12 protein-coding genes are annotated in these 15,544 nt (G+C 40.0%); all 12 read left to right on the top strand.

Annotated features, from left to right (window positions below):
• A complete protein-coding gene (gene nifD / locus N3I35_15860) occupies positions 1 to 1,611 on the top strand; it encodes a nitrogenase molybdenum-iron protein alpha chain (protein ID MCX8131555.1) in 1,611 nt (536 codons plus the stop codon).
• On the top strand, positions 1,601 to 2,962 hold the full coding sequence (gene nifK, locus N3I35_15855) for a nitrogenase molybdenum-iron protein subunit beta (GenBank protein ID MCX8131554.1): 1,362 nt from the start codon (positions 1,601 to 1,603) through the stop codon (positions 2,960 to 2,962). Before nifD ends, nifK begins: the two co-directional genes overlap by 11 nt.
• Before the next feature lie 41 nt (positions 2,963 to 3,003).
• The gene (nifE, locus tag N3I35_15850; GenBank protein ID MCX8131553.1) at positions 3,004 to 4,392 is read left to right on the top strand and encodes a nitrogenase iron-molybdenum cofactor biosynthesis protein NifE; all 1,389 of its coding nucleotides are present in this window, start codon (positions 3,004 to 3,006) and stop codon (positions 4,390 to 4,392) included.
• Between the two features lie 26 nt (positions 4,393 to 4,418).
• Positions 4,419 to 7,037 carry a nitrogenase cofactor biosynthesis protein NifB gene (gene nifB / locus N3I35_15845; GenBank protein MCX8131552.1) on the top strand — a complete coding sequence of 873 codons (2,619 nt, stop codon included), beginning with the start codon at positions 4,419 to 4,421 and terminating at the stop codon, positions 7,035 to 7,037.
• Between the two features lie 45 nt (positions 7,038 to 7,082).
• Positions 7,083 to 7,394, top strand: coding sequence for a (2Fe-2S) ferredoxin domain-containing protein (locus N3I35_15840; GenBank protein ID MCX8131551.1), 312 nt, complete (start codon positions 7,083 to 7,085; stop codon positions 7,392 to 7,394).
• Positions 7,395 to 7,404: 10 nt separating this feature from the next.
• The gene (gene modA, locus N3I35_15835; GenBank protein MCX8131550.1) at positions 7,405 to 8,217 is read left to right on the top strand and encodes a molybdate ABC transporter substrate-binding protein; all 813 of its coding nucleotides are present in this window, start codon (positions 7,405 to 7,407) and stop codon (positions 8,215 to 8,217) included.
• A gap of 91 nt (positions 8,218 to 8,308) precedes the next feature.
• The gene (locus tag N3I35_15830) at positions 8,309 to 9,169 is read left to right on the top strand and encodes an ABC transporter permease (GenBank protein MCX8131549.1); all 861 of its coding nucleotides are present in this window, start codon (positions 8,309 to 8,311) and stop codon (positions 9,167 to 9,169) included.
• 17 nt (positions 9,170 to 9,186) lie between these two features.
• Positions 9,187 to 10,245: a citramalate synthase gene (locus N3I35_15825; protein MCX8131548.1), complete on the top strand. Its 1,059-nt coding sequence runs from the start codon at positions 9,187 to 9,189 to the stop codon at positions 10,243 to 10,245.
• A gap of 20 nt (positions 10,246 to 10,265) precedes the next feature.
• Positions 10,266 to 11,081, top strand: coding sequence for a homocitrate synthase (locus N3I35_15820; protein MCX8131547.1), 816 nt, complete (start codon positions 10,266 to 10,268; stop codon positions 11,079 to 11,081).
• Between the two features lie 442 nt (positions 11,082 to 11,523).
• Entirely contained in the window at positions 11,524 to 13,077 is a 1,554-nt protein-coding gene (locus N3I35_15815; protein MCX8131546.1) for a B12-binding domain-containing radical SAM protein, read from the top strand.
• A gap of 30 nt (positions 13,078 to 13,107) precedes the next feature.
• Positions 13,108 to 14,961: a RiPP maturation radical SAM C-methyltransferase gene (locus tag N3I35_15810; protein ID MCX8131545.1), complete on the top strand. Its 1,854-nt coding sequence runs from the start codon at positions 13,108 to 13,110 to the stop codon at positions 14,959 to 14,961.
• A 211-nt stretch (positions 14,962 to 15,172) separates the two neighbouring features.
• Positions 15,173 to 15,475: a hypothetical protein gene (locus N3I35_15805; GenBank protein MCX8131544.1), complete on the top strand. Its 303-nt coding sequence runs from the start codon at positions 15,173 to 15,175 to the stop codon at positions 15,473 to 15,475.
• The last annotated feature ends 69 nt before the right edge of the window (positions 15,476 to 15,544 follow it).

Raw genomic sequence — 15,544 nt, 5'->3', positions numbered from 1 at the left:
ATGAGAGGAAAATTGGGAAGAATTATTGAGAATTACCCTGCGGGTGTTTTCAAAAACAGGAAGGAACACATTCTGGTAAAGAACAGTGGGGTGGAACAGGAGCAGCAAACCATAACTGCCAATACAAGGACTATTCCCGGAATCATAACCAACAGAGGCTGCTGCTATGCTGGATGCAAGGGTGTTGTACTTGGACCTCTGAGGGATGCAGTAATTTTGACACACGGTCCTATAGGTTGTGGATATTATACGTGGGGTACAAGAAGGAACAAAGGGAGATCTGAAGACGGCGGAATGAATCTTCTTAACTACTGCTTTTCAACAGATTTACAGGAAGGCGATATAGTTTTCGGGGGCGAAAAAAAGCTTAGAAAGGCTATAACAGAAGCGGTAGAAATTTTCAAACCCAAGACTGTAATGATATGCTCCACATGTCCTGTCGGTCTGATTGGAGATGATATAAATGCGGTTGCTGCATGGGCACAAAAGGAATACGGAATCAAAGTACTGGCATTCAGCTGTGAGGGATACAAAGGTGTAAGCCAGTCAGGAGGACATCATATTGCGAATAATGGGCTTATCAGGCATATTATCGGCACAGGAGATGCTGTGGCAGGTAAATTCTCCATAAATGTCCTGGGGGAATACAATATAGGCGGAGACGGCTGGGAGCTTGAAAGGATTTTAAAGAAAATCGGCTACAATATTGTATCTATGATGACCGGGAATGGTACTGTAGAGCAATTGAAAAATGCTCATATGGCAGATCTTAATGTAGTGCAGTGCCACCGCTCGATCAACTATATCGGCGAAATGATGAAAACAAAATACGGAACAGACTGGATAAAGGTAAATTTTATTGGAGTAAAGAGTACAATCAAGAGCTTGAGGGATATTGCAAAATATTTCGATGACCCTGCTCTGATAAAAAGGACTGAAGAGGTTATAGAGGAAGAACTTGCTGACATAACTCCACAGATGTCAACATACAAGAGTATCTGTAGTGGAAAGACAGCGGCGCTTTTTGTCGGAGGGTCAAGGGCGCATCACTATCACAAGCTGCTTGAAGATCTCGGAGTTGAGACAATACTTGCAGGATATGAATTTGCACACAGGGATGATTACGAGGGCAGAGAAGCTATACCTCTCATAAAGGAAGATGCTGACAGCAAAAACATAGAGAATCTGGAACTGGAGCCCGATGAGAAGCATTATAGAGTAGTTTTATCTAATGAAAGATATGAAAAACTGAAAGATGAAATTCCGTTGAACTATTATGCAGGAATGATGAAAGATATGAAAAATGGAAGTATTGTCGTTGATGATTTAAACCATTATGAGACAGAAGAATTTTTGAGGATGCTGAAACCAGATATCTTCTGTTCGGGAATAAAGGATAAATATGTAGCACACAAAGCCGGGATTTTCTCAAAACAGCTGCATTCCTATGATTACAGCGGCCCATACGCTGGTTTTAGAGGGGCTGTGAACTTTGCAAGGGATATTGTAATGGGACTTACCACACCTTCCTGGAAGTTTGTTAATCCTCCGTGGAAAATGGAACCATTGATTGAAGGAAGTTATATAGGGGGGAATGAAAATGTTGGATAATACACCGAAAGATTATGTGAAAAGAGAAGCATTGGTAATAAATCCTGCTAAAACATGCCAACCTGTAGGTGCCATGTACGCAGCTCTGGGGATACACAGATGCCTGCCTCACAGCCATGGCTCACAGGGGTGCTGTGCATATCACAGAAAGTTTTTGACCAGGAATTTCAGGGATCCTGTAATGGCTTCAACAAGCTCTTTTACAGAAGGTGCATCTGTCTTTGGAGGGGGTGCAAACCTGAAAACAGCTATAAAAAATATATTCTCAATCTATGATCCGGATGTTGTTGCTATTCATACAACATGTCTTTCCGAAACGATAGGAGACGATATTCCGACATTCATAATGCAGTCACAGGTGCCGGAAGGGAAGATAGTTATTCATGCCAATACGCCCAGCTATGTCGGCTCACATATAACCGGATTTTCAAATATGGTTAAGGCTATGGTGAAATACCTTTCTGTGAAAAGCGGAAGCAGCAATGGGAAAATCAACATAATACCCGGCTTTGTAAATCCGGGAGACATGCGGGAAATGAAGAGGATCATAAAAACTATGGGAATTGAATTTATCATGCTGCCGGATACCAGCGGAGTGCTTGACGCGCCGATGACAGGAAAGTATGAAATGTATCCTTCGGGAGGCACAAAGCCGCAGGAAATCATTGATGCAGGAAATTCAACAGCTACTTTGGCCTTTGGATATTTTGCAGCTTCAGACGGTGCATATGAGCTTGAAAAAAAATGCAAGGTTCCTGCAAGGGTATTAAAAACTCCGATTGGCATCAAAGCGACAGATGACTTCCTGATGGCTCTTTCCAAGCTAACTGGAAAGCAGATTCCTCAAGAGCTTGAGGAGGAACGGGGCCAGGTTGTGGATGTTATGGTTGATTGTCACTACCATTATCATGGTAAAACTTGTGCAATCTTTGGAGACCCTGATGTGGTGACAGCTCTTACTGAATTTGCCATAAATCTTGGAATGATACCGAAATATGTACTTACAGGAACACCGGGAGAGGCTTTTGAAAGAAGCGTAGGAGATATGCTGAAGGAAGCCGGGATAGAAGGAAAGGTGAAGAGTGGGGGAGATTTATTCACACTTCACCAGTGGATAAAGGAAGAAGCTGTTGATCTGCTTTTAGGTACCACTTATGGCAAGTATATATCACGGGCAGAGGATATACCCTTTGTAAGGGTTGGATTTCCCATCCTTGACAGGAGTGTTCATTCCTATATGCCTATAGTAGGCTACAAGGGTGCCATGAGGTTGATAGAGATGATAAGTAATACACTGCTTGACAGGCAAGACAGAGATTGTGCAGATGAGGATATGGAGCTTATTATGTAGCAGTGGGTAGGGTTAAACAAATTATAGAGAGGGTGACTGTTATGAGAAGCAATCCAGGAGTAGCGATACTGGATGAAAGAAAAGCATCTATATGCTGTAATAGTGAAAAGGGAGGAAATATCAAGTGTGAAGCAGACAGTGTGGCAGGCTCTGTAAGCCAGCGCGCATGTGTATACTGCGGAGCAAGAGTTGTGCTCAATCCCATCACTGACGCTTTTCATATAGTTCATGGCCCTATCGGATGCGCAAGCTATACATGGGATATAAGAGGAAGTCTGTCAAGCGGGCCGGAAACCTATAGAAACAGCTTTTCAACAGACCTCAGGGAGAATGATGTCATTTTTGGAGGAGAAAAAAAATTAGCTGGAGCAATAGATGAAATTGTTGAAAAGTTTAATGCAGAATACATTTTTGTATACGCTACATGTATTGTGGGTGTAATAGGGGATGACATTGAAAGTGTATGCAAGGCTGCGGAAAAGAAGCATTCCATAAGGGTCATTCCAGTGAAATCAAGTGGTTTTGCGGGCAATAAATCCATGGGCTACAAGGCAGCTTGCAATGCGCTGATACAACTTATGGAGTATTCGCACGTTGATAAGCCGGTACAGCTTGAAAATGTAAAGTATAGGAGTGGTTTACCACGGGCTAGGGGTATTAATTTTCTCGGCGATTTTAATCTGGCCGGAGAAATGTGGATCATAACAAACTACCTGAAAGAGATTGGAATTGAAGTTACAGCTAAAATTACAGGGGACTCAAGATGCAAAGAAATTATTAAAGCAACCGGTTCGTCATTAAATATAGTACAGTGTGCAGGGTCAATGACGTATCTTGCCAGGGAGATGGAGGCAAGGTACGGCATACCCTTTATCAAGGTAAGTTTTTTTGGTATTGAAGATACAAAAAATTCGCTGATAAGGGTTGCAGAAGCAGTTAAAGACCCGCAAACTGTACAAAAAGCCAGGGAGCTTATAGCGCAATGGGAGGCAGAAGCACATGCCCGGCTAAATCCGTACAAAAACAGGCTAAAAGGTAAAAAAGCGGCTATATATGTGGGTGGAGGGTTTAAAGCAATATCTCTAATAAAACAGTTTGAGGATTTGGGAATTGAGACAGTTATGGTTGGAACACAAACAGGAAAAAAGGATGAATACGAAATAATTAAAAGCTTGTCAAAGCCTGGAACTGTAATACTGGATGATACAAACCCGGCAGAGCTTGAGAGGTTTATAAAAGAAAAAGGCGCTGACATTCTGGTTGGCGGTGTCAAGGAAAGGCCTCTGGCTTACAAGCTCGGGATTGCATTTTGTGACCATAACCATGAAAGAAAACATCCCCTATGCGGATTTGAAGGTGCGGTCAATTTTGCAAAAGAAGTTGATCGGACTATAAACAGCCCGGTATGGGAACTGTTGAATGAAGCATAATAAGCTGCTGGAACTGGAGGTTAACTATGAAAAACCGCAATTTTGTAAATTTAAATATAAATCCCTGTAAGATGTGCATGCCGATGGGGGCTGTATCAGCCATTAAAGGCATAGGAAACAGCATGATTATCCTCCATGGTTCCCAAGGTTGCAGTACTTACATCAGAAGGCATATGGCCGGACATTATAATGAACCCATAGATGTAGCATCCTCCTCACTGAATGAAGAGGGCACGGTTTACGGCGGTGAGAGCAACTTAAAAAAAGCACTCAGGAATGTTATAAGGCTCTATAATCCTGAGATAATCGGCGTAGCAACAACCTGTCTGGCGGAAACCATAGGAGAGGACATTAAAAGGATCACCCGGGAATACATGGAGGAAGAAGGCCTGGAAAGGTGCTTTGTAGTTCCGCTCTGTACCCCAGGCTACGGGGGTACACAATTTGAAGGATACTTTGCTGCATTAACAGGTATAGTGAAGGAATTTTCAGCAGACGACAAACCAAATAAAAGGATTAACATTATAACTCCCAGTTTAAATCCCGGAGACGTAAGAAACATCAAGGCTATTTTAGAAGCGTTCAATATAGATTATGTATTGCTTCCTGATGTATCCAGAACGTTGGATTCACCCTATAATAAAGATTTTAAAAGAATACCTGAAGGAGGTACCAGGCTGCAGGACATAAAGATGATGGGAGGAGCCATAGCGACGATAGAACTGGGGCTTACAATCCCTGAAAGCATATCGCCAGGCGTGTTTTTGAAGGAAAATTTCAATGTTCCGTTGTTCCGGTGTCCGCTGCCGATAGGGGTCAGAAATACAGATAAGTTTATCAATATTCTTTCAAAACTGGCAGGAAAACCTGTACCGCCTTCCTTGCAGGAAGAACGGGGGAGACTCCTAGATGGAATGATTGATTCACATAAACATAATGCTGAAGGCAGAGCAGTCATATATGGTGAGCCTGAACTGGTGTTTGCAATCAGCAGCATGTGCCTTGAAAATGGAATAACGCCTGTTCTCATAAGCACCGGGAGTCAGAATAAGGTTTTAAAGCAGCTTGTGGAAGGCATTCGGAACAATGAAGCACCTGTAGTTATTGACGAAACTGACTTTGAAACAATACAGTCGTATGTTAAAGAATTGAATGCCAATATCCTTATAGGGAACTCGGATGGCAAGATGATTACTGAAAAAGAGGGTGTTCCGCTAGTCAGAGCAGGATTCCCTATTCACGACAGGGTAGGAGGACAAAGACTGGCATATACCGGGTACAGCGGGACATTAAGGCTTTTGGATGAGATAACCAACACACTTCTCGAAAAGAAATATGAGAAATACAGGTCAGTTATGTTTAGCAAATACTTCGACGGAAGGGGATATGAAGGTATGGGAAAAGAGGATAAAACAGCATCGCATCCCTGCTTCTCGGGCGGGGCATGCAGCAATGCAAGGATGCATATACCTGTAGCGCCTGCATGCAACATATCCTGCAACTACTGCAATAGAAAGTTTGATTGTGTAAATGAAAGCAGGCCTGGGGTAACAAGTGAAGTACTGTCTCCGGAAGCAGCAGCAGCAAAATTTGTACTGATAAGAGAAAAGATCGACAATCTGAGAGTAGTAGGAATTGCGGGACCTGGTGATGCACTGGCTGACTTTGAGAACACAAGGAAAGCTGTAAAGCTGATAAGGGAAGCGGAGCCTGATATTACCTTTTGTCTATCCACTAATGGATTGATGCTTCCGTTCTATGCAGAAGAAATTATAAAGCTTGGGGTATCACACGTTACTATAACCATAAATGCAATTGATGCTGAGATAGGTGCAAAAATATATAAAGAAGTAAACTATATGGGTTCTAAACTTACAGGAAAGTACGCTGCTGAAGTTTTGATAGCAAACCAGCTGGCAGGTCTGAAATATCTTTCGTGGAAAGGTGTTGTATGCAAAGTAAACATTGTAATGATAAAGGGAATAAACGATGATCACATCGGCTTGGTTGTGAAGAAAGCCAAAGAATGTGGTGCTTTCATGACAAATATAATGCCTCTTATACCTGCAAAAGGAAGTGTTTTTGAAAATATGCCAATGACAAACAACATTGAACTCAATGCTTTACGAAAAAGATGTGAAATTGATTTGAAGCAGATGTACCATTGTAAACAGTGCAGGGCTGACGCTGTCGGCACATTGGGACAGGACCGGTCATCCGAATTCAGAAGCAGCAAATGCGGGGGATGCAGCATAAAGGTAAAGGAAAGTAAAAAGGCCTCCTATACCTTTGCTGTCGCCACTAAGTCGGGTGTGCTTGTTGACCAGCATTTCGGGCATGCAGAGGAGTTTCATATATATGGATATATTGATTCAGCCATAAGCTTTATAGAAAAACGCCGTGTTATAAAATATTGTGACGGCGGGGAAGAATGTGACAGCGAGGAAACCAAAATCACCAGTATTATAAAAATGATTGAGGACTGCAATGCGATCCTTGTAATGCGGATAGGGTACGGTCCTATGAAAAGGCTCGAAGAAAAAAATATCAGGGTTATCCAGGTATGCAGTCCGGTTGAGGATGCTATTAGACAGGCTATAACCGAAATCGTGGATAAAGAAGAGCATATGGCAGGTGTAGTATAAGTCTGACCAGCGTATTTATTAAGGATATAAGAGGAGAGTGCAATCATGGTAAAACCAAAATATCACGTATTTGTTTGTACAAGTTCAAGGATTAATGGGCAGCAGAAGGGATATTGCCATTCAAAGGACTCAGTGGGAATAGTCCAGGCGTTAATGGAAGAGATCGACAGCAGAGAGTTGTCGGGGGAGGTAATGGTAACAAATACAGGATGCTTCGGAATATGCAGCACGGGTACTATCGTGGTTGTTTATCCTGAAGGAGTATGGTACAAGGAAGTGACTGCCGGGGATGTAGCAGAAATTGTAGAATCTCATTTTGAAAATGGCAAAAAGGTTGAGAGACTCGAAATAAGATGAGGTTGGGGAAATGGCTAAAAGAATATGTGTGTATTTTACCTGTATAGTTTTTTCATATATATTTATTGGTTGCGGGATTGGAAAAACACATGTTGACCAGGATAAACCGCAGGAAATCATAGTATTTGCTGCAGCAAGCCTTACCGAGAGTTTTACTGAACTGGGAGCTGAATTTGAAGGGCTTGAAAACGGCAGAGCGAAAGTTGTCTTTAATTTTGCTGGAAGCCAGGTATTGAAGACGTCGGTTGAAAATGGTGTGAAAGCTGATATATTTGCAAGCGCAAATACCAGATATATTAATGAACTTAAAGAAAAGGGATACCTAAATAAATATTCAATATTTGCAAAAAACAAACTTGTACTGATCAAAAATTCAAGCAGCAGTTACAGTGTAAAAAAACTGGGTGATTTAGCCGCGGATGGTATGAAAATTGCTGTAGGTGACAAAAGCGTACCTGTAGGGATGTACTGGGAACAGGTGGTTGAAGAGGCTTTGGGCAATGGTGAAATGGATGATGAGGAAAAAAGCAGGATAGAAAGTAATATAAAAACCATAGAGCTTAATGTTAAGGATGTTGTCGGTAAGGTCGTGTTAAATGAAGTGGATGTTGGTATTGTCTATAGGACGGATATTACTAGGGCTTTATCAGGAAAGATTGAATATATAAGTCTGCCTGTTTTTGAAAGATTCAGCTCAGATTACCCGGCAGCCGTTTTAAAAGACTCCGAGAGCAATACGGAAGCCCTTAAATTCTTCAATTTTTTATTATCCGACAGAGGGAAGGAAATTTTGAAAAAGCATAATTTTATTACTGATGACTAGATTATGATGTTAATGATCAATTGTAACACATTGCAGGTTTTGTTTTCTTTTATAAATACAAAGCATTATTAAGTTGATGGGATGTGGGTTTATGGAAAGGACAGTAAATGGGAATTGTACCTATGGGAAAATGCATGTAGAAAATGTTGCAGCGGTTCATAGGCTGAGATTTGACAGGGAATGGTTATTGCGTCCCGTAACATTGCTTTTTAGTATTCTGTACTTTATAGTGATTGCTATCCCGATTTATGCCATTTTTTCTTCAGCAGGTATAAAAAACATCTTTTCTTCGCTTGCAAAAACTGATAATATGGCTGCTTTGAGGATAAGTACCCAAACCACTCTTTTTACTGTCCTGCTTATTTTCTTAATATGCACGCCTGTAGTGTTTTACCTGTCAACCAAAAAAGAAAATACATTTTCGAAGATACTGGAGATCCTGGTATGTATGCCTACTGTATTACCTCCGGCTGTTGCAGGAATCGGCCTGCTCCTGGCGTTTGGTAGAACAGGGTTTATAGGAGCCTGTCTTGACCGGCTGAATATTGAAGTGGTTTTTACCCCTGCTGCGGTTGTTTTATCACAGTTTTTTGTTGCATCAGGCTTCTACATACAAGTATTGAAAACAGGTATGGACACAATTGACGCTGAAATATTTGAAGTTTCCTATCTGCTTGGCTTGGGGAAAGTGGAGACATTTATAAGAGTAATAATTCCCATGCTGGCAAAGCCTTTGATAGCCGGGCTTATGCTTTCGTGGACAAGGGCATTGGGCGAGTTCGGAGCTACGATAATGTTTGCTGGGAATATGAGCGGAATAACCCGTACGATTCCACTTCAAATATATACTCTCCTGCAAACGGATATAATGTTGGCTGCTTCTGTTTCAATATTACTTTTAGTAATTTCTTTTCTCCTGCTTTTCATACTGAAGATTATTTTCAGAGGTTGAGTGTGGGGGTGATGGAAATGGATATTAATAGACAAAGAAACAAGAAAATAATAGACAGGACACTGCCGGAAGTATTTTGTTCTAATAAGGAATTAAGAAGGATAGATATTTTAAATCTGAGCCGGATGCTGAATACCCTTGGTGTAGATTTTATAGAAGTAGACCTTCGCATACTTGAAATAGCAGGCGAACTACCTGCAGAACCGGATTTTCTATACAGAGTTGATTCGGAATCAGCACTGGAAGGATTATCACTATTTTCTTTTAAGGCTGTTGTAATAAACAGTAATGTTCTTCACTTCGATAGTATTCTTAACGAGCTGGGTCTACAGCACAAGGATATTACGATAGAGGTCAGAGCGGAGACAATTGAAGATTTAAAAAATCTGAGAAGGTTAAAGGATAAGAATTGGATAAAGAGTATCAGAAATATAAGAATAATAGGGCTGAACCGCTTTGTATCAACCTCGTGGCTGAGGCTTTGCGACAGTATTAAAAGGGTACTGGGGGTAAGTATCGACATTTGCCCGGAAAATATTTTCTATAATGCAACTGCTTCAGCAGTAGATGCAATAATGGATACCGCTGATTGCATTACCGCATCATTTACAGGCTATGGGGGAAATTCGGGCTATGCTGCCATTGAACAGGTATTGGCGTTTGTTAAGGTAATGACTAATGCGTCTGAAAGGATCAGGCTAAATATATTACCTGATCTGGCAAGAGTTTTTTCAGAGGCTGCAGGTATTGGAATTCCGGAAAACATGCCGGTGATCGGAGAAAATATTTTCAGGTACGAATCGGGTATACATGCCGATGGTATAAGCAAAAACCCTATGACTTATGAGCCATATGATCCTGAGATTGTTGGACAGAAAAGAAAATTATCCATAGGCAAGCATTCAGGTAGAAAGTCCGTTATGAAAAAGCTGCAGGAGCTTGGAATTGAGGGGGAGCATGTTGAGGTAGCAGATTTCTTAAAAGTAATAAGGGAAAGGAGTATTTCACTCCAAAGAAATCTTGAGGATAATGAAATTATAGACTTGCTGAAATTGCCTGCTATATCAAATATATAGAATTTTATGGGGGGATTATGATGGACGTACATATTGTTGATACAACCTTGAGGGATGGCGAACAGAAAGCAGGAATAGCACTGGGTGTAAATCAAAAAGTACATATAGCCAGAATTCTGGATTCTATCGGTATTTACCAGATCGAAGCCGGAATACCTGCCATGGGTGAAGAGGAAAAGCAGAGTATAAAAAGAATGTCGGCACTCAGCTTGAAAAGCAGAATATCAACCTGGAACAGGCTGAATATCGAGGACATCAAACAATCTGTTGGCTGTGGGGCTGATATAATACATATATCGGTACCGTCATCTGATATACAGATCAGGGCAAAGCTCGGAAAAGACAGAGAATGGATTTTGGAAAATTTAAAAAGATGTATAGCTTATGCACAGAAAAAAAGCCATGAAGTCACAATAGGATTAGAGGATGCATCAAGGGCTGACATGGAATTTTTGCTGCAGATTATGACTGCTGTACTTCGGGAGGGTGTGAATAGGGTAAGGTATGCAGACACAGTGGGGATACTTTATAGAAAGCGGATTTATGATGATATAAAAATCATAAAAAAGAAAATGAAAATAGATATTGAGATACATACTCATAATGATATGGGCATGGCGGTTTCCAATTCTTTATCGGCTGTCAAGGGTGGCGCCTCTTTTGTTGACTGTACAATCGGAGGTATTGGTGAACGTGCAGGAAATTGTGACTACTTGCAGTTTGTAAAAGCAGCAAAGGCTTGCCTGAGGATATTCCAAGAAATAGACGAGTTAAGATTATATGAAGTTCAGGAGGAAATATTAGGAATTATGAAATACAGCCGGGTAGGTTCTTAGCCGTTTCTTATCCGGAGCTTAACCCATAATATTGTAAAGAGCGGCTAAAGATAATATTAAGCCATATTAAAAAACTTGTAAAATTCCTATCTGAAACGATTTGTTTCATCTCTAATTATTAATCAGTTCAAATAAAGCCTTGTAGTTAATTATATGCTTTCCAACAAGCATCTCTGATGTCTAATTTTGAAGAAAAAAAACAAATATTGACGAATTATGATATTTTTAGTAATATGTGTATAAATGTACAAATTATCACCTAGAAAATACCAAGTATTGATATGGACATATTTTTTTCATTTTTATTACAGTTATAGATATTCTTACAACTCAGTGTTGCTGCACAATGGAGGATTAAGATACAGATTTGCCTGCTTGTGGATTGTTGTAAGGTCAAGGGTGTTTTTTAGTAACACATCTGACGGATTACAAGGAGTCAATAATGAAGATATGCCTAATTAATCCCCCAAACATCTGGGGAAGAACTGTGGGGAGTGAATGGTCAGAAAATTTTTCCACGATGCCTTATTTGGGTATTGCATATATTGCTTCCTGCCTTCAGATGAAAGGGTATGAAGCAGATGTTTATGACTGTCCCGGTCAAAACATTTCATTGGAAGAGTTGATATGCATATTGGCTGTATATAAATATGACATAATAGGCATTTCCATGTTTTATTTCAATTTTTCAGATGCAAACAGAATAATCAGTGTAGTTAAGTCCATACATCCTAATACATTCATATTTGCCGGCGGTTATTTTGCTACTTTGAGCTATGAAACAGTATTAAATGCAAATGAAAATATAGATTGCTGTGTTTTGGGAGAAGGCGAATATACAGTAGCAGATATTGCAGAAGCAGTTGCAAACCGAAGAGATTGGAGAGCGTTGGGGAATATTGCCTATAAAAACGGAGGGGACATAATACAGAATGAAATAAAGCCATCGACGTCATATCTGGATCAATTGCCTTTCCCGCAGAGAGCATTTATCAGAAATAAAGCAGGTATAGTGTCAATCCTTACTTCAAGAGGATGTTATGGAAAATGCAGCTTCTGCAGTGAAGAAGAGTTCTCGATGATGAATGGGACTAAGGGTATCAGGTACAGGAGTGTGGCTAATGTCGTCAATGAAATTGAACAGCTTGTCAAGGAATATAATCCAAGAATGATACGGATCAATGATTCAAATTTCTGCGACGGTTCTGCCAGAAGAAAAAGGTGGCTTCGCGAGTTTTATGAGGCTATGATTGAAAGAAACATACATGTAAAAATAATAGCTAATACAAGAGCAAACGATGTAATCAAAAACAAGCAGGAACTAGGGCTTTTGAAAGAGGTGGGGCTTGATACCCTTTTTGTAGGGATTGAAAGCTTTGTCCAGAGACAGCTTGATCTATATAATAAGAAGACAACAGTAGCGCAGAATATTGAGTCACTGGACATTATTTCTGATCTTTGTCTGAAGGTGGAAATCGGGTTTATGATTTTTGAGCCGTTTACTACTATTGAAGAGATCATCGTAAATCTTAATACACTCAAAAATACCGGAGTTGCAAAATTTTTAGGTGCCGGCCAGGATATACCTTCTACAGCAAGCTGCTATATCCCTATTGAAAGAACTGCGCTTTATAACTCCTTGAAAGAAAAGAACTTATTGATAAATAATCAAACCGGTTATGAATTCCAAGATACAAGAGTTGCACTCCTTCATATTCTGATGAATGAATGGAAACCAAAACTGGAGCCATGTATAGCCAGAAAATATCTTTTGCATAAAGCAGCGGCTATAGGTGATAAAGAATGTGAACAAGAACTGCAAAGCTGGTTCAGGGAATTGTATTCTTATGATGTGGATTTCCTTCTGGAAGCGGCTGAGTCAATAAAAAACCAAAAGATGAATATCTGCGATTTTTCCTTATTTGTTGAGGAAAAGGAAGCCGGATTGGAAGTAATTAACTGTAAGTATCACGAAACACTAAAAAAGCTGGTCTAATGGGGTGATGATATTATAGAGCACGGATACATGCAAGATTTTATAAGAACATATTTGGAAAAGGTTTTGGACAAAAATACGGACATTCTATTTATTGTAACTCCGTTTGCTTCACTGAAATTTCCTTCTATAGGTCTGCATATCCTTCAGGCGGTTGCTGAAAGTAAAGGGTTCAGCTCAAATGTTCTCTATCTCAGCAATTTACTTGCTGCATGCATGGGAAGAAATAATTATGAAGCAATATACAGACAGTCCAGAATAGGCATGCTTGGAGAAAGGCTGTTTTCCAGGAGCGCTTATGGTATGAAGGCGTTAGGTGGAGGGCTGGAAGAGCTTTTTTCTTTCCCGGATAGCAGAGAAGGGCAAAACAGTGCAAATGATTTATTTGAGTATTTTTATCAAAATGATGATTTCTTTGATGTGGAGAAAGTAGTTGAACTTGAGAAATTGTGCTACAGCTTTATAAATTATTGTACAGATACAATTTCAGAATATGATTATAAAATTGTTGGCTGCTCGACAATGTTTGAACAGACTAATTCTGCTGTAGCGGTAATCAATAAGGTTAAGCAGTTTGATAAATCGATAGTGACAATTATCGGAGGAGCAAACTGTGAAGGGGATATGTCCAAGGGAATATCCTCACTATCGGAATCAATTGATTATGTCTTTTCCGGTGAAAGTGAGCTGACTTTCGCCAGCTTCTTAGATTCGTACATAAAAAATGAGCTGCCTGATGACAGGATATTTTATGGAGAGCCGCTAAAAGACTTTGATACATATGGCAGCTTGAAATACGATGACTTTTTTCGGCAACTTAAACAAATGCCGGAAAGTGAACTTCCGGATGATATAGCTATTTTGCTTGAATCAAGCCGGGGATGCTGGTGGGGAGCAAAAAATAAATGTACCTTCTGCGGAATAAACAAAGAGAGGGAATGTTTCCGGCAAAAATCCCGGGAAAAAATCCTGAAGGAATTTCTTGAAATTACCGGGAAGCACCCTGGTGTTCGTGTTCAGATGACGGATAATATTATGCCTTACGAGTATTTTAATTCCTTCGTACCAGACTTGATCGGGGCAGGAAACAAGGTGCCTGTTTTTTACGAACAGAAGGCGAATCTCGATTTCTATAAATTATTACAATTGGCTGATGCAGGCATCAAGAGTATTCAGCCGGGAGTCGAATCTCTTTCCACAGGTATGCTTAAGCTTTTGAACAAAGGTGTGAAAGCCTGGCAAAACATACTTCTTCTAAGAAATGCCCGTTCAATTGACATGGACGTGCACTGGAATCTCCTTTGGGGAGCTCCGGGAGATGAAGGAATATTTTATAGCGAAATACTTGATATTTTGCCGCTTATAAGCCATTTGCAACCACCCGTCAATTTCAGCCACATTGATATTCATAGATTCAGCAGCTACTATGAACATCCTAATGAATACAATATTGAAAATCTTGTACCCAGTGAAAAACATAGAAACGTTTTTCCGGATGATACGGATGTATCACTACTCGCTTATAGCTTTTCCGGCACATATAGCTGTGGAGCCTATGAGAATATTGACCTTATTAAGAGTATTTACCAGATAGTGAACGGATGGAAGTTACAATGGCCGGATAAAATGCCGGTATTAACAATTACAGAATTTATGGGACAGTACCTCATATATGATACCAGAACTGTTGCAGTTACGAAACATACTTTGTTTGACAAGAAAACAGCAAATGAAATAATGAAAGTTCAGAGTTATTGCAAGTCTGATTTCCAAGAAACAGCACTGAAAAACAAATGGGCAGTGGTGGTTGATACAAAGTATATTCCGGTTATTACTGCCCAAAGGGAGTTAATGATTCAGTTTGAACAGATAGACGATAGTTGAGAGGGTTATTAGCATGACTGACTAAACCGACATAGCCAGGTTAATTTAAAGATTCCTGGTAGAAATAATGATACTGCCAATAAAAGGGGAATGCTGCTTAATCAGATTTTAAAGTACTAAACTGCTGCAAATAACCTTGTAAACATATAGTGTTAACAAGTACATAATGTAAAATGAAAAATCAATTGACACTTGAAAGGAGAAATTAGATATGAATTTCAATGATAAGGACTTTGTAAAAAAGTACGCTCAGATAGTTGTCAAAGCATGGGATGACGCCGCTTACAAGCAGCAGCTTGTATCAAATCCTTCAAAGGTTCTGGCAGGTGAAGGTGTGAGTCTGCCTGAAGGAGTCAGCATAAAGATTGATGATGGAGGAAACACACAATCTTTTGACTGCCAAAACAATGTTTTAACACTGCCACTTCCGGCCAAGCCACAGAACTCAGCCGGTTTGCTGGCAGACGGAGATACAACTTTCAGTGCTTGCTGCTGCTGCTGTTGTTGCCCTTAGTTAATATAAGGTTTATTACATACATCTGATACACAGTATTTGAAAAAGTGTTCCCCTTTTATATTATAA

The sequence above is a fragment of the Clostridia bacterium genome, from assembly GCA_026414765.1.
Taxonomy (GTDB): Bacteria; Bacillota; Clostridia; order Acetivibrionales; family DSM-27016; genus SKW86.
The sequence above is the reverse complement of the archived record's forward strand: the minus strand, read 5'-3'. Positions and strand labels throughout refer to the sequence as shown.

Bases quoted from the DNA above. Each gene is read 5' to 3' on its own strand.
- nifD (MCX8131555.1), top strand. From the start codon at position 1: ATGAGAGGAAAATTGGGAAGAATTATTGAGAATTACCCTGCGGGTGTT.
- nifK (MCX8131554.1), top strand. From the start codon at position 1,601: ATGTTGGATAATACACCGAAAGATTATGTGAAAAGAGAAGCATTGGTA.
- nifE (MCX8131553.1), top strand. From the start codon at position 3,004: ATGAGAAGCAATCCAGGAGTAGCGATACTGGATGAAAGAAAAGCATCT.
- nifB (MCX8131552.1), top strand. From the start codon at position 4,419: ATGAAAAACCGCAATTTTGTAAATTTAAATATAAATCCCTGTAAGATG.
- N3I35_15840 (MCX8131551.1), top strand. From the start codon at position 7,083: ATGGTAAAACCAAAATATCACGTATTTGTTTGTACAAGTTCAAGGATT.
- modA (MCX8131550.1), top strand. From the start codon at position 7,405: ATGGCTAAAAGAATATGTGTGTATTTTACCTGTATAGTTTTTTCATAT.
- N3I35_15830 (MCX8131549.1), top strand. From the start codon at position 8,309: ATGGAAAGGACAGTAAATGGGAATTGTACCTATGGGAAAATGCATGTA.
- N3I35_15825 (MCX8131548.1), top strand. From the start codon at position 9,187: ATGGATATTAATAGACAAAGAAACAAGAAAATAATAGACAGGACACTG.
- N3I35_15820 (MCX8131547.1), top strand. From the start codon at position 10,266: ATGGACGTACATATTGTTGATACAACCTTGAGGGATGGCGAACAGAAA.
- N3I35_15815 (MCX8131546.1), top strand. From the start codon at position 11,524: ATGAAGATATGCCTAATTAATCCCCCAAACATCTGGGGAAGAACTGTG.
- N3I35_15810 (MCX8131545.1), top strand. From the start codon at position 13,108: ATGCAAGATTTTATAAGAACATATTTGGAAAAGGTTTTGGACAAAAAT.
- N3I35_15805 (MCX8131544.1), top strand. From the start codon at position 15,173: ATGAATTTCAATGATAAGGACTTTGTAAAAAAGTACGCTCAGATAGTT.